15 protein-coding genes are annotated in these 15,039 nt (G+C 67.6%); 8 read left to right on the top strand and 7 right to left on the bottom strand.

Going from position 1 to position 15,039, the window contains the following annotated elements:
• Nucleotides 1-54: 54 nt before the first annotated feature.
• The gene (locus tag AC3WJB_RS07255; RefSeq protein ID WP_492680117.1) at nucleotides 55-915 is read left to right on the top strand and encodes a kinase; all 861 of its coding nucleotides are present in this window, start codon (nucleotides 55-57) and stop codon (nucleotides 913-915) included.
• 80 nt (nucleotides 916-995) lie between these two features.
• Here the strand turns inward: AC3WJB_RS07255 and AC3WJB_RS07250 are convergent, their stop codons facing one another.
• On the bottom strand, nucleotides 996-1,856 hold the full coding sequence (locus AC3WJB_RS07250; protein WP_492680115.1) for an NAD-dependent epimerase/dehydratase family protein: 861 nt from the start codon (nucleotides 1,854-1,856) through the stop codon (nucleotides 996-998).
• A gap of 130 nt (nucleotides 1,857-1,986) precedes the next feature.
• Here AC3WJB_RS07250 and AC3WJB_RS07245 point away from each other — a divergent pair, with 130 nt between their 5' ends.
• The 4 genes from AC3WJB_RS07245 to hemE all read left to right on the top strand — a co-directional run bounded on the left by AC3WJB_RS07245 (nucleotide 1,987) and on the right by hemE (nucleotide 5,130).
• Nucleotides 1,987-2,544, top strand: a complete 558-nt coding sequence (locus AC3WJB_RS07245) for a shikimate kinase (RefSeq protein WP_492680113.1) — start codon at nucleotides 1,987-1,989, stop codon at nucleotides 2,542-2,544.
• Nucleotides 2,541-3,635, top strand: a complete 1,095-nt coding sequence (aroB, locus tag AC3WJB_RS07240) for a 3-dehydroquinate synthase (RefSeq protein ID WP_492680111.1) — start codon at nucleotides 2,541-2,543, stop codon at nucleotides 3,633-3,635. The genes AC3WJB_RS07245 and aroB overlap by 4 nt, the downstream gene beginning before the upstream one ends.
• 156 nt (nucleotides 3,636-3,791) lie before the next feature.
• Nucleotides 3,792-4,055, top strand: coding sequence for a WGR domain-containing protein (locus AC3WJB_RS07235; RefSeq protein ID WP_492680109.1), 264 nt, complete (start codon nucleotides 3,792-3,794; stop codon nucleotides 4,053-4,055).
• Nucleotides 4,045-5,130 carry a uroporphyrinogen decarboxylase gene (hemE, locus tag AC3WJB_RS07230; protein WP_492680107.1) on the top strand — a complete coding sequence of 362 codons (1,086 nt, stop codon included), beginning with the start codon at nucleotides 4,045-4,047 and terminating at the stop codon, nucleotides 5,128-5,130. The genes AC3WJB_RS07235 and hemE overlap by 11 nt, the downstream gene beginning before the upstream one ends.
• A gap of 25 nt (nucleotides 5,131-5,155) precedes the next feature.
• Here the strand turns inward: hemE and AC3WJB_RS07225 are convergent, their stop codons facing one another.
• The gene (locus AC3WJB_RS07225) at nucleotides 5,156-6,415 is read right to left on the bottom strand and encodes a multidrug effflux MFS transporter (RefSeq protein ID WP_492680105.1); all 1,260 of its coding nucleotides are present in this window, start codon (nucleotides 6,413-6,415) and stop codon (nucleotides 5,156-5,158) included.
• A gap of 372 nt (nucleotides 6,416-6,787) precedes the next feature.
• Here AC3WJB_RS07225 and crcB point away from each other — a divergent pair, with 372 nt between their 5' ends.
• The 3 genes from crcB to parC all read left to right on the top strand — a co-directional run bounded on the left by crcB (nucleotide 6,788) and on the right by parC (nucleotide 10,823).
• The gene (gene crcB, locus AC3WJB_RS07220; RefSeq protein ID WP_492680103.1) at nucleotides 6,788-7,177 is read left to right on the top strand and encodes a fluoride efflux transporter CrcB; all 390 of its coding nucleotides are present in this window, start codon (nucleotides 6,788-6,790) and stop codon (nucleotides 7,175-7,177) included.
• A gap of 109 nt (nucleotides 7,178-7,286) precedes the next feature.
• Nucleotides 7,287-8,405 carry a cyclopropane fatty acyl phospholipid synthase gene (gene cfa, locus AC3WJB_RS07215; protein WP_492680101.1) on the top strand — a complete coding sequence of 373 codons (1,119 nt, stop codon included), beginning with the start codon at nucleotides 7,287-7,289 and terminating at the stop codon, nucleotides 8,403-8,405.
• A 177-nt stretch (nucleotides 8,406-8,582) separates the two neighbouring features.
• Nucleotides 8,583-10,823 (top strand): DNA topoisomerase IV subunit A, encoded by a 2,241-nt coding sequence (gene parC / locus AC3WJB_RS07210; RefSeq protein WP_492680099.1) that lies wholly within the window; start codon nucleotides 8,583-8,585, stop codon nucleotides 10,821-10,823.
• A gap of 68 nt (nucleotides 10,824-10,891) precedes the next feature.
• On the opposite strand, the gene AC3WJB_RS07205 is transcribed toward parC, so the two are convergent.
• The 5 genes from AC3WJB_RS07205 to AC3WJB_RS07185 all read right to left on the bottom strand — a co-directional run bounded on the left by AC3WJB_RS07205 (nucleotide 10,892) and on the right by AC3WJB_RS07185 (nucleotide 14,984).
• Nucleotides 10,892-11,206 carry a non-heme iron oxygenase ferredoxin subunit gene (locus tag AC3WJB_RS07205; protein WP_492680097.1) on the bottom strand — a complete coding sequence of 105 codons (315 nt, stop codon included), beginning with the start codon at nucleotides 11,204-11,206 and terminating at the stop codon, nucleotides 10,892-10,894.
• Nucleotides 11,191-11,751, bottom strand: coding sequence for a GNAT family N-acetyltransferase (locus tag AC3WJB_RS07200; RefSeq protein WP_492680095.1), 561 nt, complete (start codon nucleotides 11,749-11,751; stop codon nucleotides 11,191-11,193). The genes AC3WJB_RS07205 and AC3WJB_RS07200 overlap by 16 nt, the downstream gene beginning before the upstream one ends.
• A 75-nt stretch (nucleotides 11,752-11,826) precedes the next feature.
• The gene (panE, locus tag AC3WJB_RS07195) at nucleotides 11,827-12,759 is read right to left on the bottom strand and encodes a 2-dehydropantoate 2-reductase (protein ID WP_492680093.1); all 933 of its coding nucleotides are present in this window, start codon (nucleotides 12,757-12,759) and stop codon (nucleotides 11,827-11,829) included.
• A 1-nt stretch (nucleotide 12,760) separates the two neighbouring features.
• On the bottom strand, nucleotides 12,761-13,675 hold the full coding sequence (gene yihG, locus AC3WJB_RS07190; RefSeq protein WP_492680091.1) for a 1-acylglycerol-3-phosphate O-acyltransferase, YihG family: 915 nt from the start codon (nucleotides 13,673-13,675) through the stop codon (nucleotides 12,761-12,763).
• Nucleotides 13,676-13,730: 55 nt separating this feature from the next.
• The gene (locus AC3WJB_RS07185; protein WP_492680089.1) at nucleotides 13,731-14,984 is read right to left on the bottom strand and encodes an aminotransferase class V-fold PLP-dependent enzyme; all 1,254 of its coding nucleotides are present in this window, start codon (nucleotides 14,982-14,984) and stop codon (nucleotides 13,731-13,733) included.
• Nucleotides 14,985-15,039: the final 55 nt, after the last annotated feature.

The raw sequence follows: 15,039 nt of genomic DNA, 5'->3' as shown, positions 1-15,039 counted from the left end.
GGCGCGGGTACGTCTTCGACCCGGCGCCGCCGGACGCGCCTGGCAACCGCCCCCATGGCACTCGCGCCGCGGATTGTCGCCGGTATGAACGGTTCGGGCAACGCTTCCAACGAAGCCCTCGCCGGGCACCTGCTGGACCAGTACGCCGGCCGCATCGCGCGCTCACGCCGCCCTTACGTGCTGGGCTTGTCCGGCCTGCAGGGCAGCGGCAAGAGCACGCTGGCGCTGGTGATGAAGCAGCACGCGCAGCAGCTTGGCTGGCCGACCCAGGTCCTGTCGCTCGACGACTTCTACTACTCGTTGAGCGATCGCGAGGAACTGGCGCAACAGATCCATCCCCTACTGCGCACGCGCGGAGTGCCAGGCACCCATGAGATCGAGTTGCTGTTGTCCGTGCTGGCCGCCCTGCCGCGCGCTTCGGCCAAATTCCCAGTGACCTATCCGCGCTTCGACAAGGGCCGTGATACACGCTGTCCGCCGTCACGCTGGCCACGTGTCACTATCGCGCCCAAGCTGGTGATCATCGAAGGCTGGGCGCTGGGCATCCGCCCACAGTTGCGCTCGCAACTGGTATCACCGGTCAACGAACTCGAACGCCGCGAGGATCCCGATGGCATCTGGCGCTTCTGGGTCAACAAGCAACTGCGTGGCTACCAGCCGCTGTGGCGCAAGTTCGACGCGCTGATCGTGCTGCAGGCGCCAAGCTGGGACATCGTCCAGCGCTGGCGCAGCGAACAGGAGCAGGAGCTGCTGGCACGGCACGCGCCACTGGCCATGGACGCCGTGGCCATGCGCCGCTTCCTGGCCCATTTCGAACGCCTCAGCCGACACGCCCTGGCCACGCTGCCGGCGCTGGCCGATACGGTGGTCGAATACGACGACGAGCGGCACGTCACGGCGCTCAGCCACGCCTGAGCCGCCCAGCCGCAAGCGATTCCAGGCAGGCCCAAGCCGGCGGGCATCGAGACGCCTGGGCTCGGGCGATGCGTCAGTATTCAAGCTACCGGCGCTGCGCGGCCGGCCTTGCCGAGCAAGGCCGCATAACCCAGCCTGGCATCCGGCCAACGCGGCGCCCAGCCGCTGGCGCGCAAGCGCGCGTTGCACAGGCGCTTGCTGCCGACCCCTGCTGGCGCCGGACCATCGGCTGGCGGCGGCGCACCCGCGAGGCGGGCCAGCGCGTCATAGAGGACGTCGAGGGGCAGCGGCGTATCGTCCACGCCGAGATAGAGCGGTTGTGGCGCCTCCAACTGCAATAAATGCGCAATGGCTGTCGCCGCGTCATCCACATGCAGGCGGTTGGCCCAGTGCCTGGCCTGCCGCGGCACGCCGACCGTACCGGCGCGCAGCCGCGCCACCACGCCAAGCCGCTCCGGACCGTACAAACCGGCCAGACGCAACACCACGGCGCCAGCTGGCTGTACGGTAGCCAGCCATTGTTCGGTAGCGTGCATGGCCTTGCCGTTTTCGGTCAACGGGGCGGGCGGCGTCGACTCGTCGACCCAGGCCCCGGCGTGATCGCCGTAGACCGCGCTCGAAGACACCAGCAGCACCCGCCGCAACGCCGCCTGGTCGAGCGCCACCAGCAGATTGCGCAGGCCACCCGGGAACAATGCCTGGCCGGCGTCCACCTCGCCCCGTCGTCGCGCCGGCAGGTACACCAGCTGGGTCAGGCCACGAGGCAAGCCATGCAGGGAACCAGGATCGCACAAGTCCGCATGCAGCCAGTGCAGGTCCCCGCCGGCACCGGTGCTGCCGCCGCGGCGTAGGCCCCATACCTCATCCCCCCGCGCGCGCAGGCGCCGCGCCACGCGCAACCCCAAACTCCCGCAACCAGCCAGCAATACGCGTTCGCCCACACCCACTCCAGGACAGAACAAGCAGCAGTCCATACGTCCATTGTGATTGATCCACTCCATTGTGCCGCAGGGGACCTCACGTGTACCGCCTGGACGGCCACGGCGGACTTCCCCCTGTTACGATTCACCCATGAACCCGGCCTCCAACATCTTCATTATCGGCCCGACCGGCGCCGGCAAGAGCTCACTCGGGCGGCTGCTCGGCGAGCACTACGGCCTTCCCTTCATCGACCTGGACCGGGAAATCGAGCAGCGGGCCGGGGTCAGCACCCGCGTGATATTCGACATCGAAGGCGAGGCCGGCTTCCGCAAGCGTGAGGCGGTGCTAATGGAGACTTGCACCCGGCGCCAGGGCATCGTCATGGCCGCCGGCGCCGGCGCGGTCCTCGACGCCGCCAACCGGGAGCGCCTGGCCACCCGGGGCTTCGTGGTCTGGCTGCAGGTCGATGTCGACCAGCAACTCCAGCGCCTGCGCATGGATCGCAGTCGACCGCTGCTGGCCGGTGACGGCCGTCGCCAACGCTTGCAGGCGATGGCCATCGAGCGCGAGCCGCTATACCAGTCGATCGCCGACCTGACTGTCGCCAGCGCAGCAGCCAACCTGGCCACGGTGAGCGCCCGCTGTGTCGGCCTGCTCGAAGCGTGCTGGGTGCAGGCGGACGCTGCCAACGAGCAACGCCAGGCATGAACCTGCGCACAGTCACCGTCGCGCTCGGGCAACGCAGCTATCCGGTCTGGGTCGGACCGGGCTTGCTGACCGACCATGCGCGCTGGCGCGCGATGTTGCGCGGGCGCCACGTGCTCGTGGTCAGCAACACGACGGTGGCGCCGCTGTACCTGCCGCGGGTTACCGCCGGCCTGGACGGGCTGCATTGGTCCAGCCACCTGCTGGAGGACGGCGAGGCGTACAAGACGCTCGCCAACGTCGGCCGGGTGCTGGACGCGCTGGCGACCTTGGGCGCCACCCGCGATGCGTGTGTCCTGGCCTTGGGCGGCGGCGTGGTCGGCGACCTGGCGGGTTTCAGCGCCGCATGCTGGATGCGCGGCATCGATTTCATACAGATGCCAACCACCTTGCTGGCCATGGTCGACGCTTCGGTGGGCGGCAAAACCGGAGTCAACCTGCCGGCGGGCAAGAACCTGGTCGGGGCGTTTCATCAACCGCGCGCGGTGGTGGCCGACATCGGCACATTGAAGAGCCTTCCCGAGCGTGAATACCGCGCCGGCCTCGCCGAGGTGGTCAAGGTCGCGTGCATCGGCGACCGGGCCCTCTTCACCTGGCTGGAAGACCACGTCGACGCCATCGTGGCGCGCGACGGCCAGGCCTTGCTGGAGATGATCTCGCGCGCCATACGCTTCAAGGCCGATGTAGTGCAGCGCGACGAGGCCGAGCACGGTTCGCGTGCCCTGCTCAATTTCGGCCACACCTTCGCGCATGCCCTGGAAACCGCCAGTGGCTACCGCCTGTTGCTGCACGGCGAGGCCGTGGCAATCGGCATGGTGCTGGCCGCGCAGCTCTCCGAGCACCTGGGCATGAGCGCTCCGGTCGCCCGACATCGGCTGGCGCGGCTGCTGCAAAAGTTTTCCTTGCCGGAAGCCATGCCGCCGGGCGTGGAACCGAGGGCGCTGCTGGAGCTCATGCGCCTGGACAAGAAGAACACCGCGGACGTGTTGCGCATGATCTTGTGGCGCGGCATCGGCCGCGTCGAAATCGTCGACGCCGTCGGCGAGGCGGTCGTATTGGGCACGCTGGAACACCCTGGGCAAGACGGCAACTGAAACGCCCCCGAATTCGCTGGCGGCCGATGGCGCTGGAGAGCCATCGGCAGCACCGGCCGGGCAGCCATGACCGCCGCGTGCACCCGCATCCGATAAGATAACGGCACACCCCGCCGCCACGAACGAATTGTTGCTGGCCGACAGCCGCCGGAATCCATGCGCCTCTACCTGCAAACCGCACCTGGCGACAATGACCTGCCGCCACGCTATGTCCAGATCACTCTGGAGCAAGACCTGCTTGGCGGCTGGACCTTGTACCGCGAATCGGGCGTCCAGGGCGGTCGCGCGAGCCTGAAGCGCGAGCAGTTCCTGGAGCGCGACGGCGCCATCGCGGCGTTCGAGAAAGCCCGGGATGCGCAAATCAAGCGCGGCTTCCAGGTCATGTTCACCCAGGGCCAGGAACGACCGCATGGGCGTTGAGATGACTTCCGGGGTGCCCGCCAACGATAGGCTGCTGCGTACCCTGCGCCGCGAACCCACCGACACCACGCCCATCTGGGTGATGCGCCAGGCTGGCCGCTACCTGCCTGAATACCGCGCCACGCGCGAGCGCGCAGGCAGCTTCATGGGCCTGGCGCAGCACCCGGAGCTCGCCTGCGAGGTGACGCTGCAACCGCTGGCGCGCTTCGATCTCGATGCGGCCATCCTCTTTTCCGACATCCTCACCATCCCCGACGCGATGGGCCTGGGCCTGTCCTTCGCGCCAGGCGAAGGTCCCTGCATCGCCCGCCCGGTGCGTTCGAGCACCGATGTGGCCCGGCTTGCGATCCCCGACATGGACGGGAAGCTGCGTTACGTGATGGACGCGCTGCGCCTGATTCGCAGGGAACTGGATGGGCGCGTGCCCCTGATCGGCTTCTCCGGCAGCCCGTGGACCCTGGCCTGCTACATGGTCGAAGGCCACGGCTCGCGCGACTTTGCCATGCCCAAGACCATGTGCTGGGAGGATCCTGCCCTGGCCCACCGGCTACTCGATCTCCTGGCCCAGGCCGTGGCGCTGTACCTCCGCGCCCAGGCCGCGGCTGGCGCCCAGGTGTTGATGATCTTCGACACCTGGGGCGGCCTGCTTGGCCCGGCGGCGTTCCGCGAGTTCTCCCTGCGCTACCTGGCGCAGGTGGCAGCGGCACTCCGCGCGGATGCGCACGCCGCCAGCCTGCCGCTGGTGCTGTTCTCCAAGGGCGCGAACCAGCATCTTGCCGGGTTGGCAGGCACCGGCTGTGCGGCACTCGGCGTCGACTGGACCATCGACCTGGCCGAGGCCCGCCAGGCCACTGGTGGCCGGGTGGCCCTGCAAGGCAACCTGGACCCCGCAGTCATGCTGGCCAGCCCCGAGGTCATCCGACGCGAAGCACGCCGTGTGATGGACAGCTACGGTCCCCATCCCGGGCATGTTTTCAACCTGGGGCACGGCATCACGCCCCAGGTCGACCCCGGTCACCTGTCCGTCCTGGTCGACGAAGTCCACGCCTACGGCCGCGTCCTGCGCGCCGGCTGAGCACGCCTGGCCGTGATTGAAGGCCTCAGCGCGGCTGCGCGATCTGCGCCTGCAAAACCACGTCACGCGGCACCGGTGACGCTGGTGGTGCGCGGCGCAGCCGCCCGTACCAGTACCAGGCAGCCACGCCGAGCACGGTGAATCCGGTCGCCCCCAGGCCCAGGGACAGCATGCCGCCGGAGAGCAGCGGCGAGAGCACGCCTGCGACTACCGCGCTGAGCAGGAGGCTCGCGCAGGCCTGCAGCGAGGAAATGCCGCCGCGGTGGTGGGGAAAGCGATCCAGCAGCAACAAGGTCAAGGTCGGAAATGCCAGTTGCACACCCACGCCGTGCAGGATCAGGGGCAGCATCGACCACGGCAGGCGCGGCGCCGGCAGCAGCAATGCCAGCAGCAGGTGCGCCGCGCAAGCCAGCAGCATCGCCCCGTAACCGAGGCTCACGGTAAACGTCAGGCTGCGTGCTTCGGCCAGCCGCCCAGACATCCACGCCCCGCTGACCAGGCCGATCACCACTGGCAGGAACAACCAAGGAAAGCCCGAAGGCGACCGGTGCAGCAGGTCGATCACGATGCGCGGCGCCGAGGCGATGTACAGAAACAAGCCTGCAAAATTGACCGAGCTGGAGATCAGCAAGGGCCAAAACGGCCGGTCGCGGCCAAATGCGACGTAGCTGGCCAGCAGGGGGCGCAGCGCAAAGCGCGCGCGCCGCGCCGGGAGATGACTCTCGTCAAGCAGCCAGACCAGCAGTCCGGCGAGCAGCAATGTCGCCAGGGCCACCAGCCAGAAGATTCCCCGCCATCCACCCAGGACCAGCAGCCAGGCGCCAACGATCGGCGCGATCACCGGCGCCACGCCAAAGATCATCATCACCTGCGACATCAGGCGCTGCGCTGCCGGTCCGGCATAGGTGTCGCGGATCACCGCCCGCCCAACCACCAGGCCCGCGCCGGCAGAAGCACCCTGCACGGCGCGGCAGGCCAACAGAAACGAATAGCTTGGCGCCAGTGCGGCGCCGATGGACGCCGCCGCATACACCAGCACGCCTGCCACGATCACCGGCTTGCGTCCCAGCGCGTCGGAAATCGCGCCATGGAACAGGCTCATCGCCGCATAAGTGACCAGGTAGACGCTGATCAACTGCTGCAACGCCGCCGCGTCGACGCCGAAATGCGCGCCCAAAAGCGGGAAGGACGGGAACACCGCGTCGATCGAGAACGGCCCGACCATCGACAATGCCGCCAGCAGCCACGGCAGGCTGCGCCGCGCGTTGGGTGTAGCACCAGGCATCGAGCGGACCGGGTGACGAAACGCACGAGTATAGGTGCACCGCCACCAGACGTTGCCAGGCACGACGACCCCGGCATGGCTGAGCGATGCCGCATCGGCGTCGGCAGTCGGAGGACACGCCCCCTGGGTTCCTAATGCCCACGTTCCCAGGTTAGGATACGGATACGGAGATGGCATGCCTCCCGTTGCCCGGGAGCGTGGGCGGTAGAAGCCGTCCGGCTTTCTACCGCTCCACGCTCCTGGAGCAACCAACCGCGTCGACCGCCGCATGGGACGACGCCGATGATGCCTGCAACTCCGGTTTCCGGCGCTGCAGGCGTGCCTGTCCCGCCGAAAACCGCGTGATCACGGATCGGGTCAGGAGCAGGCAACGTGGCTATCAGTGGATTCATCGCCGTCGGCGTGGCCGGCGCCATCGGGTGCTGGTTGCGCTGGGGACTGGGCATCCTGCTCAACCCAGTCTTCCCCACCTTGCCCATGGGCACGCTCGCGGCGAACCTGGCGGGCGGCCTGTTGATGGGCTGCGCCCTTGGCTTGTTCGAACACTTCCAGGCCCTGTCCCCAGCGCTGCGCCTGGCCGTGTTCACCGGCTTTCTCGGTGGCCTCACCACGTTCTCCACGTTCTCGGCGGAGTCGGCCAGCCTGCTGTTGCGCCAGCAATACCTGTGGTGGAGCGGGCACGTGATCGTGCACGTCCTGGGCTCGCTGGGCATGACCCTACTCGGCGTCTTGCTGACCCGCGGCCTGTGGCGCCACGCGTGAGATTCGCTTGCCCGGGGAACGCGCGCCGCTCACGGCCAAGCTACGGCCCGCGGGCTAGAATCAGCGAGTGCACATGCGCCGCGCCACGCGCGCCGGATCGAGGTAAGCCATGAGCAAAGACAGCCTGAAAGAACGCGCCGGCAAGTTGCTCCAATATGCCGGCGTGACCATCAACGGGGCTGGGCCGACCGATCTGCAGGTACACAACCAGCGCCTGTACGCGCGCGTGTTCGCGCGTGGCTCGCTCGGCATGGGCGAGGCCTATATGGACGGTTGGTGGGACAGCGCGGACCTGCCCGGCATGTTCACCAAGGTGCTGACTGCCGGCCTGGACGACAAGCTGCGCACCTTCGATGCGATCATCGCGCACCTGAAGGCGCGCTTCATCAACCAGCAGCGTGGCGACCACGCCTTCGAGATCGGCAAGGTCCATTACGACATCGGCAACGACTTGTTCCATGCCATGTTGGGCAAGCGGCTGGTGTATTCGTGCGGCTACTGGGCGGCAGCCGACAACCTGGATGATGCCCAGGAGGCCAAGCTCGACCTGGTCTGCCGCAAGTTGCAGCTCAAGCCGGGCCAGCGCGTGCTCGACATCGGCTGCGGTTGGGGCGAGGCGCTCAAGTACGCGGCGGAGAAATACGGCGTGAGCGGTGTCGGCATCACCGTGTCGCAACAGCAAGCCGAGTTCGCCACCCGGCTGTGCGCCGGCCTGCCGATCGAGATTCGCCTGCAGGATTACCGCGAGATCGACGAGCCGTTCGACGCGGTGTATTCAATCGGCATGTTCGAGCACGTCGGGCACAGGAATTACCACAGCTATTTCGAGGCGGTGCGCCGCTGCCTGAAGGAGGACGGGCTGTCGGTGCTGCATTGCATCGGTTCCAACAGCGCGCCGTCCCAGCCCGACCCTTGGATCGAGAAATACATCTTCCCCAACTCGATGATCCCGGAAGCCAGCCAGGTGGCGACGGCATTGCGTGAGCTCTTCGTGGTCGAGGATTGGCACAATTTCGGCGCCGACTACGCGCGCACGCTGGCGGCATGGCAAGCGAACGTGGAGGCGGCATGGTCGTCCCTGCCAGCGAAATACGACGAGCGCTTCCGGCGCATGTGGCGCTATTACCTGGCCACCTCCATGGCCGTGTTCCGCAGCCGGCGCGACCAGTTGTGGCAGCTCACCCTTAGCCCACATGGCGTGCCTGGCGGCTATCGCGTACCGCGCTGAATCGCCCGGAGACAGCAGTTCGCCTCCTCCCACCGGGTAGAATGGCGGCCGCGGCTGCTGCCGCCCACGCCAGCCCAACTTTGATATCGGATGGATGCGTAGGAACCCCTCCGCTGGCTCCTGCGGGTCGGCGAACGTACCGCCATCCGGATCGGCACTACCTCAAGAACCTACTGCATGAACCTGCAAGCGAACTACGAACAGATTCCACTCAAGGAATACGCCGAGCGCGCGTATCTGGACTACTCCATGTACGTGGTGCTGGACCGCGCCTTGCCCTTCGTTGGCGACGGGCTGAAACCCGTCCAGCGCCGCATCATCTACGCGATGAGCGAGCTCGGCCTGGCCGCTACGGCGAAGCCGAAGAAATCCGCGCGCACGATCGGTGACGTCATCGGCAAGTTCCATCCGCACGGCGACACGTCGTGCTACGAGGCGATGGTGTTGATGGCGCAGCCGTTCTCCTACCGCTACCCGCTGGTGGACGGCCAGGGCAACTTCGGCTCGCCGGACGATCCCAAGAGCTTCGCCGCGATGCGCTACACCGAGTCGCGGCTGAGCCCGATTGCCGAGGCGCTCCTGAGCGAGCTCGGCCAGGGCACGGTCGACTGGGTGGCGAACTTCGACGGCACGCTGGAGGAACCAAGCTGGCTGCCGGCGCGCCTGCCGCACGTGCTGCTGAACGGCTCGATGGGCATCGCCGTAGGCATGGCCACCGACATTCCGCCGCACAATCTGCGCGAACTGGCCAGCGCCTGCATCCACCTGCTGGACGACCCGAAGGCCAGCGTGGCCGAACTGTGCGAGCACATGCCCGCGCCGGACTACCCGACCCACGCGCAGATCATCACGCCGCGCCAGGACCTGCTCGCGATCTACACCACCGGCACCGGTTCCCTGCGCGCCCGCGCCGTGTACACGCGCGAGGACGGCAACATCGTCATCACCGCGCTGCCACACCAGGTCAGCCCGGCCAAGGTGCTCGAGCAGATCGCCGCGCAGATGCGGGCAAAGAAGCTGCCGATGATCGAGGACCTGCGCGACGAGTCCGACCACGAGAACCCGACCCGCCTGGTCATTGTGCCGCGCTCGAGCCGCATCGACGCCGAGCAGATCATGCAGCACCTGTTCGCCACCACCGACATGGAGCGCAGCTTCCGCGTCAATCTCAACATGATCGGCCTGGATGGCCGCCCGCAGGTCAAGGACCTCAAGCAGATCCTCTTGGAGTGGCTCACGTTCCGCACCAGCACGGTGACGCGCCGGCTCAACCACCGCCTGGCCAAGGTGGAGCGCCGCCTGCACTTGCTGGAAGGCCTGCGCGTCGCCTACCTCAACCTGGACGAGGTCATTCGCATCGTGCGCACCGAGGAAGAGCCCAGGCGGGTGCTGATGGCGCGCTTCAAGCTTTCCGAGGAGCAGGTCGACTACATCCTGGAGACCCGCCTGCGCCAGCTCGCGCGCCTGGAGGAGATGAAGATCACCGCTGAGCATGACGAGCTGGAAGAGGAGCGCGCGCGCATCCACGTCCTGTTGAAGTCGCCGGCCAAGCTGAAGCGCCTGATCAAGGACGAACTCGCCGCGGACGCCGAAAAGTACGGCGATGCGCGCTGCTCTCCGCTGGTCGAGGGGGAGGCGGCGCAGGCGCTCGACGAAAGCGTCCTGGTGGCGAGCGAGCCGCTGACCGTGGTGCTCAGCCGGCAGGGCTTCGCGCGCGCCGCCAAGGGCCACGACGTCGACGCCGAGGCGCTGGCCTACCGCGAGGGCGACGGCCTGCGTGCCGCCGTGAACGCGCGGACCACGCAGCAGGTCGCCTTCATCGATTCCACCGGCCGCAGCTACTCGACGCCCGCGCACACGCTGCCCTCGGCACGCGGCAACGGCGAGCCGCTGACCGGCCGCTTCTCTCCGGCAGCGGGGGCAAGCTTCGATGCCGTCATCGCCGCCGACAACGATACGCGCCTGGTCTTGGCCACGGACTTCGGCTACGGCTTCGTCATCCGCTACGCGAACCTGCTCGGCCGCAACAAGGCCGGCAAGCAGACGATCAACCTCGCCGAGGGCGCCCGCGTGCTGCAACCCCAGGCCAGCGCCGACCCGGCCCGCGACCGCATCGTGGTCGCCACCACGGCCGGCCACCTGCTGATGTTCTCGGTCGCCGAACTGCCCGAGCTGGACAAGGGCAAAGGCAACAAGCTGATCGAGATTCCGCGCGCGAAACGCCTCTCGGGTGAGGAACGCGTGGCCGGCATCGCCGTGGTTGCCGAGGGCCAGGGGGAGGTGACCCTGCATGCCGGCCAGCGCAAGCTCACGCTGCGCTGGGCGGACCTGGTGGAATACGGCGGCACCCGCGCGACGCGCGGCAGCGTGCTGCCACGCGGCCTGCGTCGCGTGGAGCGCATCACCGCCGGCGGCTGATGCCCTCACCCAGGTATTTCATGGGAGCCTGTGGGCGGGCTCCCACAATTGGCAGACGCCACCCGGAATCAGCGGTCGTCGCGGGTCCAGATCGTGCCGTCTTCCTCGCGTACCGGGAAGCTCGCAATCGGGATGTAGGCCGGTGGGCGGGTCACCGCACCGGTGCGCACGTCGAAACGTGCACCGTGGCGCGGACATTCCACTTCGAAACCAAAGACCTCGCCACCGGCCAGATCGCCGCCGTCGTGCGTGCACACATCCTCGATCGCATACAGCGCGCCATCGATGTTGTACACCGCGATCGATGTATCGCCGTCCCAGACCACCTTGAATTCGCCCGGCAGGAAATCGCCGCGCGTGCCGACTGCTACCCAACCTTCCATGCATCCCCTCCGTCGAAATGCTTGCGCAGTACGGCAAATCGCAGGTCTGGCCGGCGCGGGATGCCGAAGCGCTCGTTGCCGTAGGGAAACGGCTCGTGTTCGCCAGTGCGCCGATAACCGCGCCGCTCGTACCAGGCGATCAGCTCGTCGCGCTGCTCGATCACGGTCATGCGCATGTCGGTGCAGGCCCATTCCTCGCGTGCCAGGCGTTCGGCCTCCGCCAGTACCCGCTTGCCTATGCCGCCACCTTGGCATTCCGGGTCGACGGCGAACATGCCGAAATAGGCGGCCTCGCCTTGGCGCTCGACGTGACACGAAGCAAGCAGCCGGCCATCATGCTCGGCCAGCAGCACATGGCAATCCGGCCGTCCCAGCAATTCCGCCACGGCCCGAGCGTCGGTCCGCTGGCCGTCGAGCAGCGCCGACTCGGTGGTCCACCCGCGTTCCCCGGAAGGTCCGCGATACGCCGACTCGACCAGGGCCACGACGCGCTCCACGTCGGCAGGTCCGGCATAGCGAAAAGTGGACGGTAGGCGTGTTTCCATCTGCGGATCATAGCCAACGACGCCCGGCGCCGCCCATGATCTGGCGCAGCCGCGGCGGCCAACGACGCCACCGGCTCAGCCGGCAGCGACGCGCTGAGCCTCGTAGGCGCGCAGGCAGACCGCGACCAGCGCCAGCACGGACGGTCGCGCGTCGTCCGTCGGCTGGGCGCGCGCCAGCATGTCGCCGATGATCTGCTCGGCCTCGATGGGATGGCCATCGACCAGGTCACGCATCATCGATGCCGTCAGCCCGGAGCCACTCGCGGTCAGGAACGCGAGGGCCGTCTGCCGGGTGGGGTCAGCCACAGGATGGCCGGCTCGGGCAGCGACGGCACAGCACTCTTCGAGCAGCGCGAGCGTGGCCGCCTTGCCTCCGGGCGTGGCGACTATCGTGCCGACCGGGGCGCGGAACAGGCAGGTGACGCCGGCCAGGCTGGCCAGCATCACCCACTTGTCCCACATGTCCTGGACGATAGTCTCGCTGGGACGGGCGTCGAAGCCGGCGCCGTCCAACTGGGCCGTGATCGCGCGCAGGCGCGGCGTGGTGCTGCCGTCGCGTTCGCCGAAGGTGAGCGCGTGCTTGTCGTTGAGGTGCAGCACTGTCCCCTCGGCATCCAACGTGGCGGCAATGATGCAGCGTCCACCCAGGACGTGCCCGGCACCAAAACGCCGGTCAAGCAGATCCAGGTGCCGCATGCCGTTGAGCAACGGCAAGATTGCCGTCTGCGGCCCAACTGCCGGAGCGAGGTCCTCCATGGCCTGCTCGAGCCCATAGGCTTTGCAGCTCAATACAATCAGGTCATACGGCCCGGCGAGGTCGTCGTGGACGACCAGCGGCGGCTCGGCCAGCTTCACGTCGCCGAACGGGCTGCGCAGGACCAGCCCGGTGCGACGCAGGACCTCCGCCCGCCGCGGGCGGACCAGGAAGCTCACGTCGCGTCCGTGCTGCAACAGGCGCCCGCCAAAATAGCCGCCAGTCGCCCCCGCACCCAAGATCAAGATACGCATCTCAGCCTCCCGCACCGTCATCGCGCGTCGCGGCATCAAACCGGTCCATGTACGCGTCCTTCTCGCGCCAGAGTGCATTCAGCCAGGCCTTGACCCGGCCGCGGAACGTCGCGTCCTCGTTGCAGTCACCGCGCAGCTCCGCGTCAATCGGCAGTGCCCGTACCCGCACGTGGACGCGATGCAGCCGGCCAAGGAGCAAGTCCAGCATCGTACACGGCCCGTCCGGGTAGACCAGGGTGACATCGACAATCCCGTGCAGGGCGTCACCCATGGCATCGAGTACGTACGCCACCGCGCCGGCCCGCGGACGCAACAAATGCCGGAACGGCGAGGTCTGCGCGGCATGCTTGGCCGCGGTAAAGCGTGTGCCCTCGGCAAAACTCACCATCGATACCGGCACATGCCGGAACTTGCGGCAAGCCCGGCGTGTCGCTTCCATGTCTTTGCCACGTAGCTCGGGGTGGCGCAGCACCACGCTGCTCGAGTAACGGCGCATGAAGGGGAAATCCAGTGCCCACCACGCCAGGCCCAGGAGGGGCACCCAAATCAGTTGTTGCTTGAGGAAAAAGCGCAGGAACGGGATGCGTCGGTTGAGCAGCTTTTGCAGCACGGCAATGTCCACCCAACTCTGGTGGTTGCACAGCACCAGGTAGCTGCGCGTGCGCTCAAGCCCTCCCAGGCCATGGACGTCCCACTGGATGCGGGTGAAGAGGTCGAACAAGGCATTGTTGACGCCAATCCAGCTTTCCGAGATACCAACCAGCGCCCGCGAACAGGCATGCCGCACCGGACGCCACGGGATGACCAGCTTGACCAGGGTCAGCGCAAACAGCGGCAGCACATGCGCCAGCAGGCTGATCGCCAGTGCCAGCAGCACCAGGGGGACACGCAGCAGCGCAGGCAACGTAGCGAACATCGGGATCCATGCCGACCGGAGAAGCGAAGCATAACCGCTCGCGCGGGACTGCCGCTCAGGCCAGGAGCTTGCGTACCTTGAGCAACGCCGCGACGAAGGCATCCACCTCTTCGCGCGTGTTGTAGAACGCAAACGACGCGCGCAGCGTGGCCGGCACGCCGAAAAACTGCATCAGCGGGTGTGCGCAATGGTGTCCGGAGCGTAACGCCACGCCCTGCAGATCGAGCAGGGTCGCCAGGTCGGTGGCCTGTGCACCCTCCAGCAGGAAGGACAACACTGGCACCTTCTCTGGCGCCGTGCCGAAGATGCGCACGCCGGGAATCTCGCCCACGCGCGCGGTGGCGTAGGCCAGCAGTTCCTGTTCCCAGGCATGGGCGGCGGCAAGATCCAGCCCCTGTAGGTAATCGATCGCCGCGGACAGACCGACAAAGCCGGCGATATTCGGCGTGCCCGCCTCGAACTTGTGCGGCAGGTCCGCAAACGTGGTCCCGCTGAAGCGCACCTCGCGGATCATGTCGCCCCCGCCGAAGAAGGGCGGCATGGCCTCCAGGTGTTCGCGCTTGGCCCACAGCGCCCCGGTGCCAGTCGGGCCGAACATCTTGTGCCCGGTCAGCGCATAGAAGTCGCAGCCCAGGGCCTGCACGTCGACTGGCCGGTGCGGCACGGCCTGCGAGCCGTCCACCAGCAGCGGAACGCCGCGACGGCGGCAGGCGCGGGCCAGTTCCGCCACCGGATTCACCGTGCCCAGCACGTTGGACGCGTGTGTCACGCAGGCCAGCTTCACGTCGGGAGTGAGCATGCCGACGTAGGCATCGACGTCGAGCACGCCGCGCTGGTCGATTGGCGCCGCCTTCACCGTGGCCCCGCTGCGCGCGGCGACCAGCTGCCACGGCACGATGTTGGCGTGATGTTCCATCACCGTGGTGAGGATGGCGTCGCCAGGCCCGAGGCGTGGCAGGGCGTAACTGTAGGCGACCAGATTGATCGCATGGGTGGTACCCGAGGTCAGGATGACCTCGTCGCGCGAGGGCGCGTGGATGAGGGCGGCCAGCTTGTCCCGCGCCAGCTCATATGCCGCGGTTGCCTCGTCCCCGAGCTGGTGCACGGCCCGCGCCACGTTCGCGTTGTGTTCACGGTAGTGCCGGGACACGGCTTCGATCACGGTCGCGGGCTTCTGGCTGGTGTTCGCGTTGTCGAAATACACCAGCGGCCGGCCGTGCATGGTGCGCGCCAGCAGCGGGAAGTCCGCGCGCATGCGCTGCACGTCAAACGCGGAAGCTTGTCGGATCGAGGCCGTCTGTGCACTCATGCCATCACCTTGCTCGTTGCCTTGGGGCTTCGCTGCGGTATTTGTCCCATCCACG

It is taken from the genome of Rhodanobacter sp. FW510-R10, assembly GCF_058781105.1.
The sequence above is the reverse complement of the archived record's forward strand: the minus strand, read 5'-3'. Positions and strand labels throughout refer to the sequence as shown.

Coding starts and splice junctions, on each gene's coding strand:
- AC3WJB_RS07255 (WP_492680117.1), top strand. CDS start 55: ATGGCACTCGCGCCGCGGATTGTCGCCGGTATGAACGGTTCGGGCAAC.
- AC3WJB_RS07245 (WP_492680113.1), top strand. CDS start 1,987: ATGAACCCGGCCTCCAACATCTTCATTATCGGCCCGACCGGCGCCGGC.
- aroB (WP_492680111.1), top strand. CDS start 2,541: ATGAACCTGCGCACAGTCACCGTCGCGCTCGGGCAACGCAGCTATCCG.
- AC3WJB_RS07235 (WP_492680109.1), top strand. CDS start 3,792: ATGCGCCTCTACCTGCAAACCGCACCTGGCGACAATGACCTGCCGCCA.
- hemE (WP_492680107.1), top strand. CDS start 4,045: ATGGGCGTTGAGATGACTTCCGGGGTGCCCGCCAACGATAGGCTGCTG.
- AC3WJB_RS07225 (WP_492680105.1), bottom strand. CDS start 6,415: ATGCCTGGTGCTACACCCAACGCGCGGCGCAGCCTGCCGTGGCTGCTG.
- cfa (WP_492680101.1), top strand. CDS start 7,287: ATGAGCAAAGACAGCCTGAAAGAACGCGCCGGCAAGTTGCTCCAATAT.
- parC (WP_492680099.1), top strand. CDS start 8,583: ATGAACCTGCAAGCGAACTACGAACAGATTCCACTCAAGGAATACGCC.
- AC3WJB_RS07205 (WP_492680097.1), bottom strand. CDS start 11,206: ATGGAAGGTTGGGTAGCAGTCGGCACGCGCGGCGATTTCCTGCCGGGC.
- AC3WJB_RS07200 (WP_492680095.1), bottom strand. CDS start 11,751: ATGGAAACACGCCTACCGTCCACTTTTCGCTATGCCGGACCTGCCGAC.
- panE (WP_492680093.1), bottom strand. CDS start 12,759: ATGCGTATCTTGATCTTGGGTGCGGGGGCGACTGGCGGCTATTTTGGC.
- yihG (WP_492680091.1), bottom strand. CDS start 13,675: ATGTTCGCTACGTTGCCTGCGCTGCTGCGTGTCCCCCTGGTGCTGCTG.
- AC3WJB_RS07185 (WP_492680089.1), bottom strand. CDS start 14,984: ATGAGTGCACAGACGGCCTCGATCCGACAAGCTTCCGCGTTTGACGTG.